This is a genomic window from Klebsiella sp. BIGb0138 (assembly GCF_004342285.1).
Lineage (GTDB): Bacteria > Pseudomonadota > Gammaproteobacteria > Enterobacterales > Enterobacteriaceae > Klebsiella.
Genome location: NZ_SMCV01000002.1, coordinates 234,721 through 260,311, shown reverse-complemented (window position 1 = coordinate 260,311; position 25,591 = coordinate 234,721). Strand labels below are relative to the sequence as shown.

Genomic DNA, 25,591 nt, shown 5'->3' with positions numbered 1-25,591 from the left:
TAAATTCTCAGCAACCCTACATCAACTCTGGATAACTGTCTCCAGGATAAGTACGCAAAGTGCAAATGTGGCAGTTAACTGTCTATTACCTGCGCCGCTAAGGTGAACAAAGCAGGGATTATGTTGTCGGATTGCCTGAATTACCATTAAAATAGATCGGATCGATTTAAGCACACAAAGGGGGAAGTGCTTACTTATATGAAACTTAAACCACAGATGATGAAAATGCGCTGGTTAAGCGCAGCCGTAATGTTGTCCCTGTGTACTTCATCTGCATGGGCGTTTAGCATTGATGACGTTGCAAAAGAGGCCAAAGCGTTAGCCGGGAAAGGCTATGAAGCGCCGAAGAGTAACCTGCCCTCCGCTTTCCGCGACATGAAATACGCGGACTATCAACAGATCCAGTTTAATCACGATAAGGCTTACTGGAACAACCAGAAGACCCCGTTCAAACTTGAGTTTTATCATCAGGGCATGTATTTCGACACGCCGGTCACCATTAACGAAGTGACCGCCAGCAGCGTGCGTAAGATTAAATATAACCCGGATTACTTCAATTTTGGCAGCGTCCAGCATGACAAAGATACGGTGAAAGACCTGGGCTTCGCCGGTTTCAAAGTACTGTACCCGATCAATAGCAAAGATAAGAACGACGAAATCGTCAGCATGCTCGGCGCCAGCTACTTCCGCGTTCTGGGTCAGGGCCAGGTTTACGGGCTATCCGCTCGCGGCCTGGCTATCGATACCGCACTGCCTTCCGGCGAAGAATTCCCGCGTTTTCGTGAGTTCTGGATTGAGCGTCCAAAAGCCACGGATAAACGTTTGACGATTTATGCACTGCTGGATTCCCCACGCGCCACCGGGGCATACCGTTTTGTGATCATGCCGGGCCGCGATACTGTCGTAGACGTACAATCGAAGGTGTACCTGCGCGATAAGGTCGGCAAACTGGGCGTGGCGCCGCTGACCAGCATGTTCCTGTTCGGGCCGAATCAGCCTTCTCCGGCGACCAACTACCGTCCGGCGCTGCACGATTCTAACGGCCTGTCGATTCTGGCCGGCAACGGCGAATGGATCTGGCGTCCGCTGAATAACCCGAAACACCTGGCCGTCAGCAGCTATGCGATGGAAAATCCGCAAGGGTTTGGCCTGCTGCAGCGTGGCCGTCAGTTCTCCCGCTTTGAAGATCTCGACGATCGTTATGACCTCCGTCCAAGCGCGTGGATCACCCCGAAAGGCGATTGGGGCAAAGGGAAAATCGAACTGGTTGAAATCCCAACCAACGATGAGACGAACGATAACATCGTGGCCTACTGGACGCCGGATCAGCTGCCGGATCCGGGTAAAGAGATGAACTTTAAATACTCGATTACCTTTAGCCGCGATGAAGACAAGCTGCATTCACCGGATAACGCGTACGTTATGCAGACCCGTCGTTCCACGGGCGATGTGAAGCAGTCAAACCTGATTCGCCAGCCGGATGGCACGATTGCGTTTATCGTCGACTTCACCGGCGCTGAGATGAAAAAACTGCCGGCGGATACCCCGGTAACGGCGCAGGCGAGCATCGGCGACAACGCAGAGATCGTTGAAAATACCGTGCGTTATAACCCGGTCACCAAAGGCTGGCGTATGATTCTGCGCGTGAAGGTGAAAGATCCGAAGAAAACCACGGAAATGCGCGCTGCGCTGGTCAATGCTGACCAGACGCTGAGTGAAACCTGGAGCTATCAGCTGCCTGCCAATGAATAAGATAACGAAGTACATTGACGCGTTGCCGCTGTCGGATGCTGAAAAAGCCGCGCTTCCTGACACGAGCCTGCAAGCCGTACACGAAGCGCTGGATGCCGAACATCATACCTTTACGCGTGAAGACGATTCCCCGCTGGGGTCTGTCAAATCGCGGCTGGAGCATAGCTGGCCGGGTTCTCTGGCCGGCGATCAGCTGATTAAAGATGATGAAGGGCGTACCCAGCTGCACGCGATGCCGAAAGCGCAACGCTCCTCTATGTTCCCGGACCCCTGGCGTACCAACCCGGTTGGTCGCTTCTGGGATCGGCTGCGTGGGCGTGACGTCACGCCGCGCTATCTTTCTCGCCTGACTAAGGAAGAGCAGGAGAGCGAACAGAAGTGGCGTACCGCCGGTACCATCCGCCGCTACATCCTGCTGCTGCTGACGCTGGCGCAGACGGTAGTGGCGACCTGGTATATGAAAACCATTCTGCCGTATCAGGGTTGGGCGTTAATCAATCCGGCGGACATGGTTGGGCAGAACCTGTGGGTCTCCTTCATGCAGCTGCTGCCGTATGTGCTGCAGAGCGGGATCCTGATCCTCTTTGCGGTGCTCTTCTGCTGGGTCTCCGCGGGCTTCTGGACCGCGCTGATGGGCTTCCTGCAGCTGCTGATGGGGCGCGATAAGTACAGTATTTCCGCCTCTACCGTCGGTGATGAGCCGCTAAACCCTGAACACCGCACCGCGCTGATCATGCCTATCTGTAACGAAGACGTCGATCGGGTGTTCGCCGGGCTGCGTGCGACCTGGGAATCGGTGAAAGCGACGGGCCAACAGCAGCATTTCGACGTTTATATCCTGAGCGACAGCTACAACCCGGATATCTGCGTGGCTGAGCAGAAGGCGTGGATGGAGCTGATCGCGGAAGTGCAGGGCGAAGGGCAGATTTTCTACCGTCGCCGGCGCCGTCGTGTGAAGCGTAAAAGCGGCAACATTGATGACTTTTGCCGCCGCTGGGGCAGCCAGTATAGCTACATGGTGGTGCTGGACGCCGACTCGGTGATGACCGGTGAATGTCTGACCGGGCTGGTGCGTCTGATGGAAGCTAACCCGAACGCCGGGATTATCCAGTCATCGCCGCGCGCCTCCGGGATGGATACCCTGTATGCCCGTTGTCAGCAGTTCGCGACCCGCGTTTACGGCCCGCTGTTCACGGCCGGTCTGCACTTCTGGCAGCTTGGCGAATCGCACTACTGGGGTCACAACGCCATTATCCGCGTGAAGCCGTTTATCGAGCACTGTGCGCTGGCGCCTCTGCCGGGTGAAGGCTCCTTTGCCGGCTCGATTCTGTCGCACGACTTCGTGGAAGCCGCGCTGATGCGCCGCGCCGGTTGGGGGGTGTGGATCGCCTACGATCTGCCGGGTTCCTATGAAGAGCTGCCGCCGAACCTGCTGGATGAGCTCAAGCGCGACCGCCGCTGGTGTCACGGTAACCTGATGAACTTCCGCCTGTTCCTGGTGAAAGGCATGCACCCGGTGCACCGGGCGGTGTTCCTGACCGGCGTGATGTCCTACCTGTCGGCGCCGCTGTGGTTTATGTTCCTTGCCTTGTCGACCGCGCTGCAGGTCGTGCATGCGCTGACCGAGCCGCAGTACTTCCTGCAGCCGCGACAGCTGTTTCCGGTATGGCCGCAGTGGCGACCGGAGCTGGCCATCGCGCTGTTTGCCTCCACCATGGTGCTGCTGTTCCTGCCGAAGTTGTTGAGTATTATCCTGGTGTGGTGCAAAGGCTCGAAAGAGTACGGCGGATTTATCCGCGTCACGCTCTCTCTGCTGCTGGAGGTGCTGTTCTCCGTGCTGCTGGCCCCGGTGCGTATGCTGTTCCACACCGTGTTTGTGGTCAGCGCGTTCCTTGGCTGGGAAGTTGTCTGGAACTCTCCGCAGCGTGATGATGACTCCACGCCGTGGGGTGAATCCTTTATGCGCCACGGTTCGCAGCTGCTGCTGGGCCTGGTGTGGGCGGTGGGGATGGCGTGGTTGGATCTGCGCTTCCTGTTCTGGCTGGCGCCGATTGTCTTCTCGCTGATCCTGTCACCGTTTGTGTCGGTGATTTCCAGCCGGGCGACCGTTGGTCTGCGCACCAAACGCTGGAAGTTATTCCTGATCCCGGAAGAGTACGCGCCGCCGCAGGTACTGAAGGATACCGATGCGTATCTGACCATGAACCGTCAGCGTTCGCTGGACGATGGCTTTATGCACGCCGTGTTTAATCCATCGTTTAACGCCCTGGCGACGGCGATGGCAACCGCGCGCCACCGTCACGGCCATATCCTGGAAATTGCCCGTGAACGCCACGTCGAGCAGGCGCTGAACGAGACGCCGGACAAGCTTAATCGCGACCGTCGTCTGGTGCTGCTGAGCGACCCGGTCACTTTGTCACGCCTGCACTATCGCGTGTGGGCTGCGCCGGAGAAATACTCTTCGTGGGTAAGCGCGTATCAGCAGGTGACGCTCAACCCGCAGGCGCTGAAAATAAAGTAAGCCGTACGTGAAGGAAAATACCGGCAATATTGCCGGTATTTTTTTATCTGAGAACTGAGGTAGCAGATGAGAATTTTACTGATTATCGCCATGACGCTGGTGCTCAGCGGCTGCGGCAGCATTATTAGCCGCACGGTGCCGGGGCAGGGACACGGTAACCAGTATTACCCCGGCGTGCAGTGGGACGTGCGTGATTCGGCATGGCGCTATATCACCATTCTCGATCTGCCTTTTTCACTGGTCTTCGATACGCTTCTGTTACCGCTGGATGCCAGTCACGGGCCCTATAATTAACTAGCGTTCATCCCACTCGTCGGCGGCGGTCTGACCCTCTTCGGTGTCCAGAGAGGGTTCCAGCTGGAATTCACCTTCGTCCCATTCATGCAGCGTATTCTCTTCCAGCCACTCCTGGCGTAGTTCAATTTCGTCGTAGTCACCGTCAAACACGCTCTGTGCCGCCTCGCCGCTTAACATCGGCAGGCATTCGCCTTCCCCATCCTCGTCGGCAAAAAATTCGGCTTGCCAGGCAATATCACCGTCCTGCAACACGTACTTCTGGATATTCAACTGCTCAACGTTGGCACTCTCCTCGTCGCTATCCGGATTATTGACAAGGAACTCTTCGCGGGCCGCATCGATAGCTTCTTCGAGCGTGGCATAGAAAATCGAATCCTTTGGCATAGCTAATCCCCTAAGAAGAATGAGAAATGGTCACGATTCAATCTATAGAAGGCGCTGAGCATTGCGTCAAGGGCAACAGCCCTTGACGCAATTAATTTACCGACCGATCGCCAGGGTCCGCTTCCTGCGCGGGTTCCCCAGCAGAAGGGCGCCGCAGGCTGAGGGTGGAATAGACCGCGTTGAACAGTACCACGGCGGCCGTGACGAAAAACACGGCCCGGAAGCCATAGCTGGCGGAAACCGACGCCCCGATCAACGGGCCGGTGACGTTGCCAATATCGCGAAATGACTGGTTATAGCTGAAGATGCGCCCGGCGACCTGACTGGTGGAGTTGTAGACCAGCAGCGTTTGCACGGCAGGCAGCAGCGCCCCGTCGGCGGCACCGAGCAGAAAGCGCAAAATGCCGAGCTGCAGCGGGGTCTGGACGAAGGACATCGGAATCAACAGCAGAACGGAGAGGATCAGCGCCACGATAAGGATTTTTTCCGGCCCGATACGGTCCCCCAGCCTGCCGAGGCGCGGGGCGCTGAGCAGGGCGGCAACCCCGGGAACGGAGGCGATCATCCCACTGAGAAAGGCAATATTATTGACGTCACCGGCGAGGTCTCTGACATAGAGCGTCAGTATCGGGGCTATCGAACCGGTGGCGACCTGAATGATCATGGTGGTGACGAACAGGCTCAGTACCAGTTTCGGACTCTTCAGCGAGGAGAAGACATCCCGGGCGTGAAGCATCTCTTTTTTGTTGACCGGCTCGAAGCGTTCACGGATCAAAAACAGCGTCAGGATAAAGCATGTTAGCAGTACGCTGGCGGTGAGAAAGAAGACGCTGCGCAGCCCCCAGTGGTCAGCGAGGAAACCGCCGGCCAGCGGCCCCAACAGCGCGCCGCTGACGGCGCCCGTTGACAGGGTCCCCAGCGCCCAGCCGCTTTTCTGCCGTGGGATTTGGGTGGCAATCAGGGCGTTGGCATTCGGAACAAAGCCGCCCAACAGCCCGAGCAGGGCCCGCAGGATCAGAAACTGCCAGATATTTTGCGCCAGTCCCATCAGCAGCATGACGATGGCCATTCCAAGGGCGGAACGCAGCAGCATAATCTTGCGCCCCTTACGGTCGGCGAGACCGCCCCAGAATGGTGAAGCGACCGCGGAGAACAGGAAGGTGATGCTGAAGACCAGCCCTGACCACATATTCAGGGCGCTATGGCCGGTCACGCCAAGCTGCTCGACATAGAGCGGAAGAAAAGGCATAACCAGGCTAAACGCCGCGCCGGTTAAAAAGCAACCCAGCCAGGCGACGGTGAGATTTCGCTTCCAGTTGATCGGGGTATCAGCAGACGACATAGGCTTCCATTGGCCTGTCAGGCAGGTCAAAAAATGAAAATATGAGCCTGCTAATTATGCGCCTGAGAAATGATCATCGCAATGGGCGGGGGCGTTTAAAACCGCGGCGAGGGTCTGCGCCTCCGGCAGGTATCGGGTTGCCGGAGGGAAGGTGGTGAAAGCCATCGCGCGTTAATAGCGCGACGGGACTCCCGGCGGCCGGGTCTTAAAACGGCGATGCAGCCACATATATTGTTCCGGCGCCATCAGAATGCACTGCTCGACGATTTTGTTCATCCAGGCGGCGGTCGTTTCCGCATCATCCAGCGGCGGGTCGCACTCCGGCGGCAGAATAATCAGCTCATAGCCTTTGCCGTCAGGTTTACGCCGTGGGACGAAGGGGACAATACAGGCTTTCGACATTTTCGCCAGCATCCAGGTCCCCGATGTCGTCGCTGCCTGTTCGACGGCGAACAAAGGCACAAATACGCTGGCGCCGGGGCCGTAGTCGTGGTCCGGCGCGTACCAGAGCACGTCGCCTTTTTTCAGCGCCCGAATCATCCCCTTCAGGTCTTTACGGTCGATCATGTCCTTATTGGAACGTAAGCGTCCCCAGGTCTGCAGCCAGTCGATGACCGGATTATCATTCGGACGGTAGACGCCAATGCCCGGTTCGTTGATACCAAACATTCGCGCCCCCATCTCGAGGGTGAGAAAGTGGACGCCAATCAGCAGAATACCGCGATTTTGCGCCTGTACCGCCCGAATATGCTCGACGCCGATGGAATCAGTCCAGCGCGCAATGCGGCTGGTAGGCCAGAACCAGGCCATCCCGGTTTCCATTAACCCCATCCCGACGGATTCAAAGTTCTGCACCACCAGCCGGTGGCGTTCCTCTTCGCTCTTCTCCGGAAAGCAGAGCTCCAGGTTCCGATACGCGATTTTGGCGCGACGTTGCATAAAGCGCAGCGCCAGGCGGCCAATCGCCTTGCCAAGGCGGTAAATCAGCGGATAAGGAAGCTGAACAACCAGCCACAGCAGGCCAATACCTAGCCAAAGCAGCCAGTAGCGCGGGTGTAATAACGCCGCGGAGAATTTAGGTAAATGGGTCATCTTATACCTGTTCAATTAAGCAACTTGTTCTATTATCGCATTTTTTAGTGCATCAGCCAAAACGACTGTCCCAGGTGGCATTTATTGTTAAACGGTAGCGAAGGTGGGTGAGTGAAATGTAGCGCAAAATGTGGGGATGTAAATTAACGCCGTTTGCTATATGATGCCGGCCGTTTATTTTACTCATTTCCTATGTCGAGCAGGTACACCATGCCAGTGTTACATAACCGCATTTCAAATGAGACGTTAAAAGCGCAGATGTTAGCCGAGAGCGAACCGCGTACGACGATCTCTTTTTATAAATATTTCACCATTGTGGACCCGAAAGCGACGCGCGATGCGCTGTGGCTCGCGCTCACCGAACTAAACGTCTTTGGCCGCATCTATCTGGCCCGCGAAGGTATCAACGCGCAAATCAGCGTCCCGCAAAGCAAGGTCGAAGCTTTACGCGAGTTCCTGTACGCCTTCGATCCGGCGCTGGATGGCCTGCGCCTGAACATCGCGCTGGACGACGATGGCAAATCCTTTTGGGTGCTGCGCCTCAAAGTCCGCGATCGCATCGTGGCGGATGGGATCGACGATCCGACGTTTGATGCTTCCGACGTCGGGGATTATCTGAAGGCGGCAGAAGTCAACGCCATGCTGGATGACCCCGACGCGGTGTTTATCGACATGCGTAACCACTACGAATATGAAGTGGGGCACTTTGAGCAGGCGCTGGAAATCCCGGCGGACACCTTCCGCGAACAGCTGCCGAAAGCCGTCGAAATGATGCAGGAACATAAAGACAAAAAAATCGTCATGTACTGCACCGGGGGAATCCGCTGCGAGAAGGCCAGCGCCTGGATGAAGCATAACGGCTTCAACAAAGTCTGGCACATCGAAGGCGGTATCATCGAATATGCCCGTCGCGCGCGTGAGCAGGGGCTGCCGGTACGTTTTATCGGCAAGAACTTTGTCTTTGATGAAAGGATGGGAGAGCGCATCTCCGAGGATGTGATTGCCCATTGCCATCAGTGCGGCGCGCCGTGCGATAGCCATACCAACTGTCTGAATGACGGTTGCCATCTGCTGTTTATTCAGTGCCCGAGCTGCGCCGAAAAGTTTGCCGGATGCTGTAGCGAGGCCTGCATGGAAGAGCATAAGCTGCCCGAGGAAGAGCAGCGTAAGCTGCGGGCCGGGCGTGAAAATGGCAATAAGATCTTCAATAAGTCACGCGGTCGGCTGAACACCCGGCTGGGGATCCCGGATCCTGCGACATCAGAAAAACCATAACCAGATAAGATCGACGATCGCCAGCAGCAGCCACAGCGCGAGGTAAATCATAAAGTGCTCGCGGACGTTGTTGACCAGTAAATCATACAGGCGACGCATAAAATCTCTCTGTGATGAACGGCCTCCATCGAGGCCGTTTTTTTGTCTGTCGGTTGGCGGCCCGCCACGCGGGCGATTACGGCTGAAAGCGTGCCAGCGAGAAGGGGGCCAGGTCAAATGCCGGCGTCTCTCCGCGCGCAAACTGGGTGGCAATCTCGCCGAGCACCGGCGCAAATTTAAAGCCATGGCCGCTTAGCCCGCTAATCAACAGCGTGTCAGGGTGGCCGGGCAGCGTATCAATAATAAAGTCCTCATCCACCGTGTTGTCGTAAGTACAGGAAGCGCCGTGCAGGCAGCCGCCGATACCGGGCAGGACGTTGCGCAGGAAATTGAACGACTCGGAACCGTCCGTGGCGACTGTGCCGAACGGCGTGCGCTCCTCAGGGGCGGAGATAAGCTGCCCGCCGTTGTGCTTACCGATTTTCAGTTCATTGTCTTCTGCCGGAAAACCATAGTATTGATCGCCGTTGGGCAGTTCGCCGGTAAACGCCGGGAAGTTGTTTTTGCGACTGTAGCGGCCGTCGGCCTGGAACCAGGCAAAGATTTTACGTACCGGCTGAACCGGCAGGCCCGGAAGCAGACGCGTGACCCACGTTCCGGCGCTGACCAATAGCTTCTTGCCGCGGTAGTGGCCGTCAGCGGTTTCGATAGTCACGCCGTCCGGGTGGTGGTGAATGGCGGTAACCGGGCAGTTAAACAGCTGCGCGCAGCCTGCCTCGCGGGCGAGGCGAATCCAGGTTTCGATGGCCAGTTCGCTGCGCAATACCCCGGACGCCGGTTCGAATATTCCGCGGTAATCTTCCGGGACGCGAATCTCCGGCCAGCGGGCCATAATGGCCGGAGCATCCATCTCTTCAACATCGAGCTGAAACTGGCGGGCGCTGTGAGCGACGTTAGCGAGGAAAGGGGAATTTGCCGGGCCGAGGTTAATCACCCCGGTACGTTCAAAGACCGCCTCGCCGCTGGTGACGGCGAGCTCGTCCCACAGCTGCTGCGCGCGGAGTACCAGCGGGACATACTTTTCGCCCTCGCCATAGGCGTGGCGGATAAGACGCGTGTTGCCGTGGTGACTGCCTTCCTGATGCGGAGGCCGGTGGGCGTCGGTCATCAGGACGTTAAGTCCGGCACGGCGAGCATAATAGCCGGCGGCGGCGCCCGTGGAACCGCTACCGATAATGATGAGATCGTATTGCATGATATGTTCCGGTTTTTTGCTTTATTAGCAGGGTAATTAACAACCTGCACTTATACAAGCCCGAAAATAAATCAGGCACCCGCGGGTGCCTGTTTAGTGTGAGTATATCGATAGCGGCATAATTTTTTAATGCCTGCGGTACTCATTTGCCTGGTATTCACCTGATTCTATCTTCGCAATACCTGCTTCCAGAATAGAAATAAATTGACGTGCGACTTCCGTCGTTAGCCATAGCGTCTGGCCAATTTCAGCTTCGTTACTGCTTTCATGAGTGGGGTTTTGGTAGTGCAGGCGCAACATCATGGCATCGTAGCTATCAACGGTGCTGATGTCCCATCCGACGAGGGGATGGGTCTGGATGACTTCATTATTCTTTTCCATCATAACCCCTTATTCATATGTTAAAAGACAACAATTCTCGAGGTTTAATGCATATTTTTTGAAGCAAGTTAATTATATCAGGAGTTAAGAATAAACTCGAGAAATTAAATCCAGCGGGGCAGATCTTCCCCTGGCTGATGCTTTTTTGCGCAAATTTAGTCCCGCGGGGCATTATTTTTTAAGGAAATAATCAGAAGAATAAAGAAAAGTCTGAGTCTGCGGTAGGGATAAAAAAGCCGGGGCGACCCGGCAAAAAAAGCACAATGAGGGAGCAAATTGAATTTGCTGTATCTGACGCTCTTGCGACGGCCTGCACGCCTGGCAGAATCACCCGGCTGACTTCTGTCACCTCAGCGTGAAAACTGCGCGGGCGCTGTCAGGCTGGCCGCAAGAGTCAGGATACGTCATGGATAAACCAGTCATCAGCGCTTTCCCAGGTTTCCTGCAGGATTTCGCTTATCCGGTCTTTATCTTCTTTCAGGCCGCCAATGACGGACAAATTGTTACTGCTGGCAAAGCGCACCGTGACCTGGCTTGGGTTAGCCGGGAACTGTTGTTCAATACGCCGCGAGAGTTCGGTGTTTAGCGCTTCTAACGCGCCGCTGGGTAAAGCTGTGGATTTGGCGATAGACACTTCGATGCGCATGATGGCCCCCTGTGTAGTATACTGGTTATTTATACAGTATCAAATCTCTGTTTACAACAGGGGGCAACGCTTTTATTTTTTCATGGTCCAGCGCAGGGTTTCGCCGGCGAGGAACGGCACCAGAGTATCGTCCGGCAGCGCGATGCTGTCAGCCACGGTACTCTCTTCCCGCACCAGCTCAACGAAGGTCTCATTAACCGGCAGGCCGTAGAAGCGCGGGCCATTCAGCGAACAGAATGCTTCGAAGTGCTGCAGGGCATTCATCTCTTCAAACACCGTGGCGTAGCTGCCCAGCGCGGTTGGGGCGTTAAAGCAACCGGCGCATCCGCAGCTGGCTTCTTTACGATGACGGGCGTGCGGCGCGGAGTCGGTGCCAAGGAATGCGCGGGTAAAGCCGCTGGCGACCAGCTCACGCAGCGCCTGCTGGTGGATATTACGTTTCAGAATCGGCAGGCAATAGAGATGCGGACGTACGCCGCCAACCAGCATGTGGTTGCGGTTGAACATCAGGTGCTGCGGGGTAATGGTCGCGGCCAGCAGCTCATTGCCGTCACGGACGTACTCGGCGGCATCTTTGGTAGTGATATGTTCAAACACCACCTTCAGACCCGGTAAACGCTGACGCAGGGGTTCCATCACCGTTTCAATAAAGCGCGCTTCGCGGTCGAAGATATCGATATCCGCATGGGTCACTTCGCCGTGAACCAGCAGCGGCATCCCCAGTTTTTCCATCCGCTCAAGCACCGGCATAATGGTATCAACGCTGGTGACACCGTGGCTGGAGTTGGTGGTGGCATTGGCGGGATAGAGTTTTGCTGCCGTGAATACGCCGGCCTGGAATCCACGTTCCAGCTCCGCGGGATCGAGCGTATCGGTCAGGTAGCAGGTCATCAGCGGGGTAAAGTCATGCCCGGCGGGGACGGCATCGAGGATACGCTGGCGATAGGCGATGGCGGCGTCAACGGTGGTGACAGGTGGCACCAGATTCGGCATCACGATCGCCCGGCCATAGAACTCACTGGTGTAAGGGACGACGGTTTTCAGCATCTCGTCATCGCGCAGATGGATATGCCAGTCGTCAGGGCGGCGGATTTTCAATACCTGGGATTGTGCTGTCATGGAAGGCTCCGGCTAATAGGGTCAGTCATCAGGGCTGTTTTTGCCGGGCACTAAGGATAAGCGTAAACGTTTTCCTTTGCATCAACTTCCGTAAAAAAACGGGCGCCGCAGCGCCCGGGCTCTTAATTGGTGAACGGGATAATGATTTCTCCCGGTTTCACCTCAATACCTTTCGCATATTTTTTCGCCAGCGCCTCGCCGGTGCTGGCATCTTCACGCAGCACGTAGGCCGGCTGCTGGTTGAAGTAGCTGCGCAGGGACTGATTCAGATACGGGATCAGCGTCTGCACGACGGACTGCAGCTTTTCAGGCGCCACTTTCGCATCGACCACTTCCATCTCCTGCAGGAAGATGGCGCCTTTCTCTTTATTAAACACCGGCAGCGCCTTGAGCTTCAGATCAATGGTGGCCTTCTGGTTGCCGAATAACGAGTTCAGATCCAGATTGGCGATGCCGCTCAGCGTCACCTTGTTCGGCTCTTCCCGGCCAATAGCGCTGGTCAGATTGTGTAACTCAATATGTGCATCCGCTACGCCCGGCAGGCCGATGTCCTTGGCGAAGTGGTTACGTTTCTGCAGCGCCTGGTTAATTTCCTGCTCGCTAACGGAATATTGCGTTAGCTGGTTACAGCCGCTCAACAGGCCGCTGACGATCAGCGCGGCCACGATAAACATCTTTTTCATTGGGTTCCTTAACGGTCATGCCATGGGCTCATCCTGACATAAAGCAGCATGGCCTGCCAGCGTTGGGCGTACCAGCGGAAAATGCTGAAAATGCGTCTGACCCCGAAGGTAAAGTCAGGTACGCGATTCGAGCATCCCGGAGGTCGATCGCTTCTGACTAAATTGCCACCACAGGGCGATAAAGGTGATCAGGCCGATAATGCTCAGCATCAACCACGGCAGCTCCGGCTGGTTCACCGCTTTACCGGCGTCGAACAACCAGCCGCCGCCGGCGTAGCCAAACGCCCCGCCAAAGGCCAACCCCAGGCGGCTAAACCCCATGTAGCTGCCGCGGGCACGGGCATCGGCCAGCGATGCGCCAAGGGTTTCACGGGCCGGTTCGGCAATGATAGAACCCATGTAGAAGAGACAAATCAGCGTAAAGAGCTGCTGTAAATTGCTGGTTAAGCCAATGGGCAGCATGGCTAAGGTCATGACCAGCAGGCCGGCCATCAGCCGGTGCTCCAGACGAAAGCGCTGTTCGCTCCAGCGCGCGATGGGATACAGCAGGGTGAGCGAGAGGGTCGCTTCGATGGCATACATCCATTTCACCGCGCTGGGGGAGCCGGCGATGTCGTTGACCATAATCGGCAGCATCAGCATCACCTGAACCGCCAGCATATAATAGCCGGTGAGCGTCAGCACGTAGGTGACAAAGCGCCTGTCGCGCAGCACCCGGCCCAATCCCTCACGGACCGGCGTCTTCACCGTTGACAGTTTCCACGCCGGGAGATACCAGGCGTTGAAGGCGGCGCAGGCGACGAACAGCGCCGCCCCCACGCAGCAGACAAGGCGGAAGTCATATTGCAGCAGCCAGCTGCCGAGCAGCGCGCCGATAACCGCCCCGGCGCTGTCCTGCATCATCAGGATGGAAAAGAAGCGCCCGCGCTGATGCGGACGCACCAGTTTAACCACCAGCGCCGCGCGTGGCGGATCGAATAACGTACCGCCGAGTCCTGAGAGAATACATGAGAGCCACAGTACCCAGGGCTCATGCGCGACGGCCATCGCCGCGAAACCGCCCGCGCGCATTAACATCCCGGTGACGATCATCGGCTTGGCGCCAAAGCGATCGGCCACCGCGCCACCAAAAATGCCCAACCCCTGCTGGACCAGTTGACGCAAGCCGAGGGCAATCCCGACCATCAGCGCCGCCCAGCCCATCTGGTCGACAAAACGAATGGAGATCAGCGGAAAGACAACAAAGAAGCCGAGGACGACCAGCATGTTGTCGACTAACAGGAAATATTTACCCAGGTTCCTTGCCTGCGATACGCGGGACATTTCCCCTCCAGGGAAAAGAAAGAGTTGCCCGGATAGTGTGCGGGGAAGGCACTGACTTTCCCAGCTTCCTTGCGATAATATTTTTTTATCAAAATGCAAGATCGATAGAGTCTATTCATCGAAAAGGGGAGATGGTGCAGAAAATGGTATGTTGCTGTTTTCACACAACCGTTCAGGACAGGTATAGTGAAAGGAGCAGGGTGATAAGTCAGGGGAACAGGAGAAGGGAATGTTTGGCTATCGCAGTAACGTACCCAAGGTGCGTTTGACGACGGACAGGCTGGTGGTTCGGCTGGTTTACGATCGTGACGCCTGGCGTCTGGCCGATTATTACGCGGAGAATAAAGGGTTCTTAAAACCCTGGGAGCCGGTGCGCGACGACAGCCACTGCTACCCCTCCGGCTGGCAGGCGCGTTTGTCGATGATTTCGGAGTTTCACAAGCAGGGCTCGGCGTTCTATTTTGCGCTGCTCGACCCGGAAGAGAAAGAGATTATCGGCGTGGCGAATTTTTCTAACGTGGTACGCGGGTCGTTTCATGCCTGCTATCTCGGCTATTCCATCGGCGAGAAGTGGCAGGGGCAGGGACTGATGTTTGAAGCGCTGACCGCAGCGATTCGTTATATGCAGCGCACGCAGCATATCCATCGCATAATGGCCAACTACATGCCGCATAATCAGCGTAGCGGCGATTTACTGGCGCGTCTTGGTTTTGAAAAAGAGGGTTACGCCAAAGATTATCTGCTGATCGATGGGCAGTGGCGCGACCATGTACTGACGGCGTTGACGACAGCGGACTGGACTCCGGGTCGCTAAGGAGAAAGCATGAAATATCAGTTAACCGCACATGAAGCGCGGGTCATTGGCTGTTTGCTGGAAAAGCAGATCACCACGCCGGAACAGTACCCATTGTCGGTTAATGCGGTGGTCACCGCCTGTAATCAGAAAACCAACCGTGAACCGGTAATGTCGCTGAGCGAAAGCGATGTTCAGGAGGTTCTCGACACGCTGGTCAAACGCCATTATCTGCGCACGGTCAGCGGGTTTGGCAACCGGGTCACCAAATACGAGCAGCGCTTTTGTAATTCCGAGTTCGGCGATCTGAAGCTGACCCCGGCGGAGGTGGCGGTGGTCGCCACGCTGCTGCTGCGCGGCGCGCAGACGCCGGGCGAGCTGCGCAGCCGCGCCCAGCGAATGCATGAATTTAGCGATATGGCTGAAGTCGAGAACGTGCTCGACACGCTGGCCAGCCGTGATGACGGCCCGTTCGTCGCCCGCCTGCCGCGCGAGCCGGGGAAACGCGAGTCCCGCTATATGCATCTGTTCTGCGACGATATGGATTCGCTTATCACCGCCGTTGAGGCCGTGTCGCCGCCTACCGATGACCTTCAGAGCCGTGTTGAGGCGCTGGAAGATGAAGTGGCGGAGCTTAAAACGCGGCTGGATTCACTGCTGGCTCACCTGGGAGATTAACCGTGACGGCGACATTACGCGTGGGAGTGGTAGGGCTGGGGGGGATCGCCCAGAAGGCCTGGCTGCCGGTGCTGGGGGCGGCGGACGGCTGGACGCTGCAGGCGGCCTGGTCGCCGGGTAAAGAGAAGGCGCTACGGATCTGCGACACCTGGCGTATCCCCTATGCCGGGTCGCTGGATCGGCTGGCGGCACAGTGTGATGCGGTCTTTGTACACACTTCGACGGCCTCGCATTTTGAGGTGGTCAGCCGCTTGCTGAACGCCGGCGTGCATGTCTGCGTCGATAAACCGCTGGCCGACAAACTCAATGAGGCGGAGTCGTTAGTCGAGCTGGCGGCCCGGCGCAAGCTGACGCTGATGGTGGGCTTCAACCGCCGCTTTGCCCCGCTGTACCGCGAGCTCAAAGCGCAGCTGGAGCGTGCCGCGTCACTACGCATGGATAAACACCGCAGCGACAGCGTGGGCCACGATCTGCGCTTTACCCTGCTGGATGATTATCTGCACGTGGTGGATACCGCCCTGTGGCTGGCGGGAGGAAAAGCCCGCCTGAGCGGCGGGACGCTGCAGACCACCGCCCAGGGGGAGATGCTCTATGCTGAACATCATTTCAGCACCCCGCAGCTGGAGATCACCACCAGTATGCACCGCCGCGCCGGTAGTCAGCGCGAATGGGTGCAGGCGGTTACCGACGGCGGGCTGTATGAGGTCCGGGATATGCGTGAGTGGCAGGAAGAGCGCGGTCAGGGCGTGGTACAGCGGCCGGTGCCCGGCTGGCAAACCACGCTGGAGCAACGAGGGTTTGTCGGCTGCGCGCGTCATTTTATTGAATGCGTGCAAAATCAGACGGTTCCCGAAACGGCTGGCGAACAGGCGCTGCTGGCCCAGCGCATCGTTGATAAACTGTGGCGCGAGGCCATCAGTGAATAATTCGTTGTAACATCTGGGAGTAGTAATTCATTACGAACCCGGTAGACTATCGCCACTTTCCAGCGCCCGCTATCGCGGGCGTTTTACTTCAGGGTTGTGGAATAACACGTTAATGAACCTATTAAAATCACTGGCGGCTGTCAGTTCGATGACCATGTTTTCACGCGTTCTGGGGTTTGCGCGTGATGCTATCGTTGCCCGCATTTTTGGTGCCGGGATGACGACGGATGCCTTTTTCGTGGCTTTCAAATTACCGAATTTGCTGCGACGCATTTTCGCCGAAGGCGCCTTCTCGCAGGCCTTCGTGCCGATTCTTGCCGAATATAAAAGTAAGCAGGGCGAGGATGCGACCCGCGTCTTCGTGGCCTATGTCTCGGGTCTGCTGACGCTGGTTCTGGCGGTTGTCACGGTCCTCGGGATGCTGGCAGCGCCCTGGGTTATCACCGTGACCGCTCCAGGGTTCGTCGATAGCCCGGATAAATTTACGCTGACCACCCAGCTCCTGCGGATCACTTTTCCTTATATTCTGCTGATTTCTCTGGCATCGTTGGCCGGGGCAATTCTCAATACCTGGAACCGTTTTTCCGTTCCCGCCTTCGCGCCGACCTTCCTCAACGTCAGTATGATCGGCTTTGCGCTGTTTGCCGCGCCGTACTTTCATCCGCCGATGCTGGCGATGGCGTGGGCCGTTACCGTCGGCGGCGTGCTCCAGCTGGCCTATCAGTTGCCGCATCTGAAAAAAATCGGCATGCTGGTGCTGCCGCGCATCAACCTGAAAGATGCCGGCGCGATGCGGGTGGTCAAACAGATGGGGCCGGCGATCCTCGGCGTTTCCGTCAGCCAGATCTCCTTGATCATCAACACTATCTTCGCCTCATTTCTGGTTTCTGGTTCGGTATCGTGGATGTACTACGCGGATCGCCTGATGGAGTTTCCGTCCGGCGTGCTGGGGGTGGCGCTGGGGACGATTCTGCTGCCCTCGCTGTCCAAAAGCTTCGCCAGCGGTAACCATGACGAATATTGCCGCCTGATGGACTGGGGTCTGCGCCTGTGCTTTCTGCTGGCGTTGCCGAGCGCGGTGGCGCTGGGGATCCTCGCCAAACCGCTGACCGTCGCCCTGTTCCAGTACGGGAAGTTCAGCGCCTTCGATGCCGCCATGACCCAGCGGGCGCTGGTGGCTTACTCGGTCGGGCTGATGGGGCTGATCGTAGTGAAGGTGCTGGCGCCGGGTTTCTACTCGCGTCAGGACATTAAAACGCCGGTTAAAATCGCTATCATTACCCTGATTATGACCCAGGTGATGAACCTGATCTTTATCGGTCCGCTCAAACATGCCGGCCTGTCGCTGTCCATCGGTCTGGCGGCCTGTCTCAACGCCGGTTTACTGTACTGGCAGCTGCGTAAGCAAAAAATCTTTACCCCGCAGCCCGGCTGGTTCTCGTTCCTGCTGCGTCTGGTGATCGCGGTGCTGGTGATGTCTGCTGCGCTGCTGGGCATGATGTATATCATGCCGGAATGGTCGCAAGGCACCATGCTGTTCCGCCTTGTGCGGCTGATGGCGGTCGTGGGCGTAGGGGTCGTGGCCTATTTCGCCACTCTGCTGCTGCTGGGCTTCCGGGTGAAAGAGTTCGCCCGACGTACCGTCTGAGGACGGGACGCCGGACTGAAAGAGACCCGTTCCGCTCTGCGGAGCGGGTTTTTTATCGGGTTGCGCGCTGGGCAGACTGCAGGCGCGCGCTTTCCCGCAGGCGAATCGCAAGGGCGATGGCGCCGGCAACCACGGCCAGGATCACCACGCCGTTCCAGCCGGCCGCAACATACAGCCTGCTGCCGAGCACGGAACCGAGCGACATTCCGATAAATACCCCGGTGAACAGCAGCGCGTTCAGGCGGCCGCGGGCCTGGGGCTCCAGGCCATATACCAGGTTCTGATGGGCCACCAGGCTGGACTGCAGACCAAGATCGAAGCCGATGGCCGAGAGGCCAATCAGGATCAGCTGGCCGTGCGGCGGCAGGGCTGGCATCAGCAACATCAGAGCGAAGGAGACCGTCACCAGCGCCGCACCTAACTGGGTAACTTTTCCGGCGCCGTATTTGTCGGCCAGCCCGCCGGCCAGCGGCGCTGCCAGCGCGCCGGCCGCGCCGGCGATACCGAATCCACCGGCAACGGCGCTGCCCATCTGATAGTGGGCGAGCAGCATCACCGCCAGCGTTGACCAGAAGGCGCTGAAGGCAATGGATAAAAAGCCCTGCGCCAGCGCCGCCCGGCGCAGCGCAGGGTAGCGTTTCCAGAGCTGCGCCATGGATTTCATCAGCTGCGGGTAGCTTAACGTTGAATGAATTTCAAAGCGAGGCAGGATGCGCCACATCAGCAGGCCAATTAACGCAATACTGACCGCCGCCGCCTGATACATCACCCGCCAGCCGAACAGCGCGCCGACGAGGCCGCTGACCGTTCTGGAGAGCAGAATTCCCAGCAGCAGCCCGGTCATCACCGTCCCGACCATTTTCCCTTGTTTTCCCGCCGGCGCCAGAATCGCCGCCGCCGGCACGATATCCTGCGCCATGGTTGCCGCCATGCCGATCAGCAGGCTGACAACCAGCAGCGAAGTGAGCTGTCCGGTCAGGCTACACAGCAGCAGCAGGACTGCCAGCGCCGCGCTTTTCAGTAAGATCAGCATCCGGCGATCGTGGCGGTCGCCAAGCGGCAGCAGAAACAAGATGCCCAGCGCGTAGCCTGCCTGGGTCAGGGTAGGGACTAATCCCATCCCTTCCACGCTGAGGTGCAGGTTGGCGCCCATCAGCGGCAGCAGGGGCTGGGCATAATAAATAGAGGCGACGCTAAAGCCAGCGCCGAGAGCGAGTATAAAAATAATCCAGCCGGCCTGGCGGGTGGATAAAGGCGTCGGTGTCATGATGCAGTCCTCGAAGATGAGATGGCGCTATTCTTTCCCGATTACGGCTGGCGCGGTAGATAGCGCGGTGGTAAAACGGTTATACGTAATACGTATAGAGACAAGGATAATGAAGAGGCAGGAGCGTATAGATCGTATTGAACTGATGCGGACCTTTATTCGAATCGTTGAGGCCGGTTCGCTTTCTGCCGCCGCGCTACAGCTGAATACCACCCAGGCGACGGTGAGCCGACGCCTGCAGTCGCTGGAAAGATTGCTCGGCGCAAAGTTAATTTTGCGCACCACCCATGCCATGAAACTGACCGACGACGGCGAGCGCTGCTATCAGCACGCGCGCCAGGTGGTGGATGCGTGGATGGCGCTGGAGGACGATCTGAGTATCGCCGACGACCGTCCGGTCGGCGTCTTACGGGTGCGCGCCCCGCACGCGTTTGGCCAGCAGCAGCTGCTCGATCCGCTGGTCAGTTTCCTGCAGCGCTATCCGCAGCTGGCGGTGGAGTGGATGCTGAATGACAAAACCGTCGACTTCCTCAGTGACAATATCGATTGCGCTATTCGGGTCGGCGCCGAGGTCGATCCGGCGACGGTGTCCGTGCTGCTGGCCGAGGTGCCGCGCAGTCTGGTGGCGGCGCCGGCATTGCTTTCGCGCTACCCGGCGTTAGCCATGCCCGAGGATCTGTCACGCCTGCCGTGGGTGGCGATCAGCACCTTCTATCAGCATGAGGTGAAGCTGCAACGCCAGCAAGATAACCGGGAATTAACGTTCGGTATTGTGCCGTGCCTGAGCACCGATAGCGTTTATGTGGCCCGCAATACGGCGCTGGCGGGGCTGGGGGTGGCTATCGTATCAAGCTGGGCGGTAGCGGAAGATATTGCCGCCGGGCGGTTGATTGAGCTGTTTCCATCGTGGCGAGCATCTGCGCTGCCGGTGCATCTGGTCTATCCGTGGGCGCGGTATTATCCCACCCGTTTGCGAAAGTTCCTCGACCTGATGCGCGAGGTGATGCCGCAGGTGGCCGGGATGCAGCGGCCGGAAGGGGAATAAAAAAACCGGCCAGAGGCCGGTTTTTTTATGACGCGTCGCGCTTACTCGAGAGGCTGCGGACGGGTAGGTTCCGCGGTGGCCTGATGCGTAGCGCTGTGGCCGCCGGCAGCGCCTTTACCATCAAAGGCGAAGGCCGGGCGAACCCAATCGCTATGACGCGGTGCTTCTGGCTCATAGGCCGGAGCCGGCGCACGGGTCATCGGCGCGGTGGCATGGCGGTGAGACACGATAACGGTCTCTGCAACCGTTGCCGTGGCGACAACCGGCGCAGTTTCAGCAACCGGCGCAGTTTCAACAACCGGTGCTGTTTCAACTACTGCCGCAGTTTCCACTACCGGCGAGGCTTCAACAACTGGGGTTGTTTCCACCACCGGCGCTGCTGCAACCACTGGCGTCGGCTCGACAGCCTGCGGCGCCGAAGTCTCTTGCGCTTCAACCGCTGGCGTTTCGTCCTGCACAACAACGTTGTTTTCAGCTGTGGCTGCGCTCTCGGCGATGGCCGTTTCCGGCTCCGCTGCGGCTGACGGTTCAACTACGCTTTCAGCCGCTACAACGGTTTCTTCAGCGATAACGTCTGCTTCACTGGCCGCCGGCTGTGCCGGTTCGGCGGTAGCAGGAGCCGCTTCGCTGACCGCAGGTGCGGTAGCTTCCGCAATGACGGGTTCCACCGCGGCAACCGACGCAACGATCGGCTCGACGGTTTCGGCAACGGATGCCTGAACCTGCTGCTCTTCCTGCTGATCCTGCGGACGAACCACCGGGTAACGGATCCACACTTTACCGGACGCCATTTCCGGCGACGCGCAGGCGACGGCCAGCGGCATCGGTGACTGGGTCGGGTAACGCTCATCGCGGTAGCGACGACGACGCTGGCCGCTCACGCGCAGATGGCGCGGTGAACGACGGGAGCGACGCGGCATACCGTTGGCTTCACGAGACTCGCTGCTGTCGTCATGATCGGCAGCGGTTTCAACAACCGCAGGCAGGTCGACTTTTGCCAGCTCGGTACGCGGAGCCACAGCGTCTGGCAGAGCGACGGCGACGGTTTCCACCACCTGTTCAGTCGTTTCGACCGCGGCAGACGCGACGCGCACCTTCTGGGCGAGCTGACGCGGCTTACGACGCGCCATGGTCTGCACGCGCTCTTCCTGCTCGGTTTCCTGCTGGACAACCGGCTCCTCGCGAGTTTGTGCTTTTGCTTCCTGCGGCGCCTGACGCTTCTCGTCGTTACGACGACGGTTACGTTCGCGACGCGGCTGCTGTTCGTCGCGCGCCTTGCCTTTCTCGGCATCATCGACCGCGGTCTGGCGAGATTCACGCGGCTCGACGTTCTGCTGCTGTTTCTCGCGGCGGTTACGGCGGTTCTCCTCGCGAGATTCACGAGACTCACGGCCTTCACCATTTTCAGCACGGCTGTCGCGGTTATCACGATTATCGCGGCCTTCGCGATTATCACGACGATCGTTGCGATCGCGACGATTGTTAGCCCGCGGTTTACGCCGTTCTTGCTGGCGTTCCGGTTTCTCTTCGGCTTTTTTCTCTACCTGAGGTTCGGCCGGTTTCGCCTCTTCTGCGCCGGAGAAGATAACTTTCAGCGCGCCAAAGAAGCGAGAGAGCAGGCCCGGCTGCGCCGGTGCGGTAGCCGCAGGAGCCGCTGCCGTTTTCGCAACCGCAGGCGCCACGACAGGCGCTTCCTGCGCAGGCGCAGGCGGCACGTCCGGCATCACAAAGGTGGCCAGGGCCGGCTGCTCAGGGCGTTTACGCTCGGCGGGTTCTTCGTCAGCCGGCAGCGCCATCTCTTCTTCGTGCAGTTTCGGCAGCAGATAGCTCAGGGTTGAGGTCTCTTCGCCTTTGCGTACGCGCAGAACGGAGTAATGCGGCGTTTCCATCTGATCGTTCGGCACGATGATCACGCGCACGTCGCCCTGACGGGTTTCGATAGCGCTCACCGCCGCGCGTTTTTCGTTCAACAGGTAGGAAGCAATCGGCACGGGTACGATAGCGTGAACTTCCTGGGTGTTCTCTTTCAGCGCTTCTTCTTCAATCAGACGCAGGATAGAGAGCGACAGGGATTCGTTATCGCGCACGGTGCCGGTACCGCTACAGCGCGGGCAGACGTGATGACTGGATTCGCCCAGCGACGGGCTCAGACGCTGACGCGACATTTCGAGCAGACCAAAGCGGGAAATGTGGCTGATCTGAATACGCGCGCGGTCCTGACGGACGGCTTCGCGCAGGCGGTTTTCAACCGCACGCTGGTGACGGACCGGCGTCATGTCGATGAAGTCGATGACGATCAGACCGCCGAGGTCGCGCAGACGCAGCTGACGGGCAATCTCATCGGCCGCTTCGAGGTTGGTATTGAACGCCGTTTCTTCGATATCGCCGCCGCGGGTGGCGCGAGCGGAGTTGATGTCGATTGCGGTCAACGCTTCGGTGCTATCGATAACGATAGAACCGCCGGACGGCAGGCGAACTTCACGCTGGAAGGCGGACTCGATCTGTGACTCGATCTGATAGTGGCTGAACAGCGGGATTTCACCGGTGTACAATTTAATTTTGCTGCTGAAGTCCGGACGCCCCAGGGCGGCAATGTGCTGGCGAGCCAGCTCAAGCACTTTTGGGTTATCGATAAGGATTTCACCGATATCCTGACGCAGGTAGTCACGGAAAGCGCGCACGATGACGTTACTTTCCTGATGGATCAGGAACGGCGCCGGGCGGCTTTCAGCAGCTTTCTGGATCGCTTCCCAGTGCTTCAGACGGAAGCTCAGGTCCCACTGCAGCGCTTCGGCCGATTTGCCGACGCCTGCGGTACGCACGATAAGCCCCATGCCGTCAGGCAGCTCAAGGCTGGCCAGCGCTTCTTTCAGTTCGGTGCGGTCGTCACCCTCGATACGGCGTGAAATACCGCCTGCGCGTGGGTTATTCGGCATCAGCACCAGATAGCTACCCGCGAGGCTGATAAAGGTGGTGAGCGCGGCGCCTTTGTTGCCACGTTCTTCTTTATCAATCTGCACAATGACTTCCTGGCCTTCACGCAGCACATCCTTAATATTCGGACGACCATGGGAGTTGTAATTGGCAGGGAAGTATTCGCGGGCGATTTCTTTGAGGGGGAGGAAACCATGACGCTCGGCGCCGTAATCAACAAACGCGGCTTCAAGGCTAGGTTCAATACGGGTAATTTTGCCTTTGTAGATGTTCGCTTTTTTCTGTTCGTGCCCGGGGCTTTCGATATCCAGGTCGTACAGGCGCTGCCCATCAACAAGGGCGACGCGCAACTCTTCCTGCTGAGTTGCGTTGATTAACATTCTTTTCATCGTAACTTACTCATTATTCTTACATTGACGACTAAGCTGCGGGCAGAGTATTGCCTTACCGGGGAAAACCGATGGCCTCGTGTCTGTTTCACGTCGCCAACCTCACGGTTGTCGCGCGCTTAAGAGGCGCAGAGTGTCGGTCGCCTGTATTTCAAACGGAAACACAGCGCAATTAGCAGGGGAACAGCCTGGGATGTATCACCAGAGAAGATTCCATTTATACACGCCATTTTTCAGGTTGCTTCTGCGTTGGCTACGCTCGTTCACCCCTGTCACTGACTACTGCCAGCTCCGGGGATTCTCTCTTTCGCCGCCTTGACGCATCCTGAATAATTTTGCGTATATCTCGTCGTCTTTCACATTGCAGGCGTGGTGGCTTAACCTGCTCACCTCAATCAGCGGACTGAGAAGAGCACCCGGGAATACCCGGAGTCGACGCCTTCCTGCGACGTGAAATCCATAGAGGCCTGTACCGGTAAGGACTGCAACCCGCAGCCCGCTAACTGTCTGAAAGATCAATACGTCTTACGCCATTGCTGCGTGGATGATCGGTCAGACAAAATTGGTCATTCCGCTAATTTCTTGTTCTAACAAGATTCAACACGGAAAACGGCATCATTATTCCATTGCTAACCTTGTTATAGCAAGTTGACTTTTACCTTTTATCACCCGGTTACTCACAGTTTTTTCACCAACGCATACAGATTGTTCTAATAACAAACAAAACGACGATGAAGCATTCGATGAAAACCGGATAATGATAAATATAAGCATATAAAAATGAGTGGCGCTAATGCGTCGGGCTATTTAGAATCGCGCACCATGAAAACTGAGACTCCCACCGTAAAAATGGTTGCCATTACCGCCGATGAAGCGGGGCAACGCATCGATAACTTTTTGCGTACGCAGCTGAAGGGCGTACCGAAGAGCATGATTTATCGCATCCTGCGTAAAGGCGAGGTGCGGGTAAATAAAAAACGCGTCAAGCCGGAATACAAACTGGAGGCGGGTGACGAGGTTCGTATCCCGCCGGTTCGGGTTGCGGAACGCGAAGAGGAGGCCGTCTCCCCGCATCTGCAGAAGGTCGCGGCGCTGGCGGATGTGATTCTGTATGAAGACGACCATATTCTGGTGCTGAATAAGCCCTCCGGCACCGCGGTGCACGGCGGCAGCGGCCTGAGCTTTGGCGTTATTGAAGGTCTGCGCGCGCTGCGCCCGGAAGCGCGCTTCCTTGAGCTGGTGCACCGCCTGGACCGTGATACCTCTGGCGTACTGCTGGTGGCGAAGAAGCGTTCCGCGCTGCGCTCGCTGCATGAGCAACTGCGTGAGAAGGGGATGCAAAAGGATTACCTGGCGCTGGTGCGCGGTCAGTGGCAGTCGCACACGAAAGTGGTGCAGGCGCCGCTGCTGAAAAATATCCTGCAAAGCGGCGAGCGGATCGTTCGCGTCAGTCAGGAAGGGAAACCGTCAGAGACCCGTTTTAAGGTAGAAGAGCGCTATCCGCATGCGACGCTGGTGCGCTGTAGCCCGGTTACCGGGCGTACCCATCAGATCCGCGTCCATACGCAACATGCCGGCCATCCGATCGCCTTTGACGATCGCTACGGCGATCGTGAATTCGACAAACAGCTGGCGGGCACCGGCCTGAATCGCCTGTTCCTGCATGCTGCCGCGCTGAAGTTCACTCATCCCGGTACCGGAGAGGTGATGCGCGTTGAAGCGCCGCTCGACAACCAGCTGAAGCGCTGCCTGCAGGTTTTGCGCAATACGAAGTAACCTCCACGGCGGACGTTATGTCCGCC

General features: G+C 57.7%; 22 protein-coding genes. 10 read left to right on the top strand and 12 right to left on the bottom strand.

From position 1 onward, the window contains the following. Positions 1-198 precede the first annotated feature (198 nt). The 3 genes from mdoG to EDF73_RS05675 all read left to right on the top strand — a co-directional run bounded on the left by mdoG (position 199) and on the right by EDF73_RS05675 (position 4,567). Positions 199-1,752 (top strand): glucans biosynthesis protein MdoG, encoded by a 1,554-nt coding sequence (gene mdoG / locus EDF73_RS05685; RefSeq protein ID WP_165905655.1) that lies wholly within the window; start codon positions 199-201, stop codon positions 1,750-1,752. Then, a complete protein-coding gene (mdoH, locus tag EDF73_RS05680; protein WP_132726925.1) occupies positions 1,745-4,273 on the top strand; it encodes a glucans biosynthesis glucosyltransferase MdoH in 2,529 nt (842 codons plus the stop codon). The genes mdoG and mdoH overlap by 8 nt, the downstream gene beginning before the upstream one ends. A gap of 66 nt (positions 4,274-4,339) precedes the next feature. Next, positions 4,340-4,567, top strand: coding sequence for a YceK/YidQ family lipoprotein (locus EDF73_RS05675; protein WP_132726922.1), 228 nt, complete (start codon positions 4,340-4,342; stop codon positions 4,565-4,567). Here EDF73_RS05675 and EDF73_RS05670 read toward each other — a convergent pair whose 3' ends face one another. The 3 genes from EDF73_RS05670 to EDF73_RS05660 all read right to left on the bottom strand — a co-directional run bounded on the left by EDF73_RS05670 (position 4,568) and on the right by EDF73_RS05660 (position 7,388). Beyond that, positions 4,568-4,954: a MysB family protein gene (locus EDF73_RS05670; protein WP_132726920.1), complete on the bottom strand. Its 387-nt coding sequence runs from the start codon at positions 4,952-4,954 to the stop codon at positions 4,568-4,570. Positions 4,955-5,045: 91 nt separating this feature from the next. Further along, positions 5,046-6,296 (bottom strand): multidrug efflux MFS transporter MdtG, encoded by a 1,251-nt coding sequence (mdtG, locus tag EDF73_RS05665; RefSeq protein ID WP_132726918.1) that lies wholly within the window; start codon positions 6,294-6,296, stop codon positions 5,046-5,048. 171 nt (positions 6,297-6,467) lie between these two features. Next, positions 6,468-7,388 (bottom strand): Kdo(2)-lipid IV(A) acyltransferase, encoded by a 921-nt coding sequence (locus EDF73_RS05660; protein ID WP_132726915.1) that lies wholly within the window; start codon positions 7,386-7,388, stop codon positions 6,468-6,470. A gap of 210 nt (positions 7,389-7,598) precedes the next feature. On the opposite strand from EDF73_RS05660, the gene EDF73_RS05655 reads away from it, so the two are divergent. Continuing rightward, positions 7,599-8,663 (top strand): rhodanese-related sulfurtransferase, encoded by a 1,065-nt coding sequence (locus EDF73_RS05655; RefSeq protein WP_132726912.1) that lies wholly within the window; start codon positions 7,599-7,601, stop codon positions 8,661-8,663. Here EDF73_RS05655 and EDF73_RS05650 read toward each other — a convergent pair. From EDF73_RS05650 to mdtH, 7 genes are all read right to left on the bottom strand, one after another. Then, the gene (locus EDF73_RS05650) at positions 8,649-8,762 is read right to left on the bottom strand and encodes a YceO family protein (RefSeq protein ID WP_004860490.1); all 114 of its coding nucleotides are present in this window, start codon (positions 8,760-8,762) and stop codon (positions 8,649-8,651) included. The two genes, EDF73_RS05655 and EDF73_RS05650, sit on opposite strands and share 15 nt — an antisense overlap. A 76-nt stretch (positions 8,763-8,838) precedes the next feature. Then, the gene (solA, locus tag EDF73_RS05645; RefSeq protein ID WP_132726909.1) at positions 8,839-9,957 is read right to left on the bottom strand and encodes an N-methyl-L-tryptophan oxidase; all 1,119 of its coding nucleotides are present in this window, start codon (positions 9,955-9,957) and stop codon (positions 8,839-8,841) included. Positions 9,958-10,083: 126 nt separating this feature from the next. Beyond that, complete coding sequence (gene bssS / locus EDF73_RS05640) at positions 10,084-10,338, bottom strand: biofilm formation regulator BssS (protein WP_132728101.1); 255 nt, start codon at positions 10,336-10,338, stop codon at positions 10,084-10,086. Between the two features lie 394 nt (positions 10,339-10,732). Beyond that, a complete protein-coding gene (gene dinI / locus EDF73_RS05635; protein WP_132726906.1) occupies positions 10,733-10,984 on the bottom strand; it encodes a DNA damage-inducible protein I in 252 nt (83 codons plus the stop codon). Between the two features lie 72 nt (positions 10,985-11,056). Then, positions 11,057-12,103: a dihydroorotase gene (gene pyrC, locus EDF73_RS05630; RefSeq protein ID WP_132726903.1), complete on the bottom strand. Its 1,047-nt coding sequence runs from the start codon at positions 12,101-12,103 to the stop codon at positions 11,057-11,059. A gap of 122 nt (positions 12,104-12,225) precedes the next feature. Next, positions 12,226-12,786: a lipoprotein gene (locus EDF73_RS05625; RefSeq protein ID WP_132726900.1), complete on the bottom strand. Its 561-nt coding sequence runs from the start codon at positions 12,784-12,786 to the stop codon at positions 12,226-12,228. A 114-nt stretch (positions 12,787-12,900) separates the two neighbouring features. Next, positions 12,901-14,109 (bottom strand): multidrug efflux MFS transporter MdtH, encoded by a 1,209-nt coding sequence (mdtH, locus tag EDF73_RS05620; RefSeq protein WP_132726898.1) that lies wholly within the window; start codon positions 14,107-14,109, stop codon positions 12,901-12,903. A gap of 229 nt (positions 14,110-14,338) precedes the next feature. Between mdtH and rimJ the strand changes: the two genes are divergently transcribed. The 4 genes from rimJ (at position 14,339) to murJ (ending at position 18,154) form a co-directional block, all read left to right on the top strand. Next, the gene (gene rimJ, locus EDF73_RS05615; protein ID WP_132726895.1) at positions 14,339-14,923 is read left to right on the top strand and encodes a ribosomal protein S5-alanine N-acetyltransferase; all 585 of its coding nucleotides are present in this window, start codon (positions 14,339-14,341) and stop codon (positions 14,921-14,923) included. 9 nt (positions 14,924-14,932) lie between these two features. Next, on the top strand, positions 14,933-15,580 hold the full coding sequence (locus EDF73_RS05610; protein WP_132726892.1) for a YceH family protein: 648 nt from the start codon (positions 14,933-14,935) through the stop codon (positions 15,578-15,580). A 2-nt stretch (positions 15,581-15,582) separates the two neighbouring features. Then, positions 15,583-16,506 (top strand): Gfo/Idh/MocA family oxidoreductase, encoded by a 924-nt coding sequence (locus EDF73_RS05605; RefSeq protein ID WP_132726889.1) that lies wholly within the window; start codon positions 15,583-15,585, stop codon positions 16,504-16,506. Positions 16,507-16,618: 112 nt separating this feature from the next. Then, positions 16,619-18,154 (top strand): murein biosynthesis integral membrane protein MurJ, encoded by a 1,536-nt coding sequence (murJ, locus tag EDF73_RS05600; protein WP_132726886.1) that lies wholly within the window; start codon positions 16,619-16,621, stop codon positions 18,152-18,154. Between the two features lie 52 nt (positions 18,155-18,206). On the opposite strand, the gene EDF73_RS05595 is transcribed toward murJ, so the two are convergent. Next, complete coding sequence (locus tag EDF73_RS05595; protein ID WP_132726883.1) at positions 18,207-19,421, bottom strand: MFS transporter; 1,215 nt, start codon at positions 19,419-19,421, stop codon at positions 18,207-18,209. A gap of 16 nt (positions 19,422-19,437) precedes the next feature. Between EDF73_RS05595 and EDF73_RS05590 the strand changes: the two genes are divergently transcribed. Next, complete coding sequence (locus tag EDF73_RS05590) at positions 19,438-20,466, top strand: LysR family transcriptional regulator (protein ID WP_207896615.1); 1,029 nt, start codon at positions 19,438-19,440, stop codon at positions 20,464-20,466. A gap of 41 nt (positions 20,467-20,507) precedes the next feature. Here the strand turns inward: EDF73_RS05590 and rne are convergent, their stop codons facing one another. Next, the gene (rne, locus tag EDF73_RS05585; RefSeq protein ID WP_132726877.1) at positions 20,508-23,789 is read right to left on the bottom strand and encodes a ribonuclease E; all 3,282 of its coding nucleotides are present in this window, start codon (positions 23,787-23,789) and stop codon (positions 20,508-20,510) included. An 822-nt stretch (positions 23,790-24,611) separates the two neighbouring features. On the opposite strand from rne, the gene rluC reads away from it, so the two are divergent. Continuing rightward, positions 24,612-25,565 (top strand): 23S rRNA pseudouridine(955/2504/2580) synthase RluC, encoded by a 954-nt coding sequence (gene rluC / locus EDF73_RS05575; RefSeq protein ID WP_132726874.1) that lies wholly within the window; start codon positions 24,612-24,614, stop codon positions 25,563-25,565. Positions 25,566-25,591: the final 26 nt, after the last annotated feature.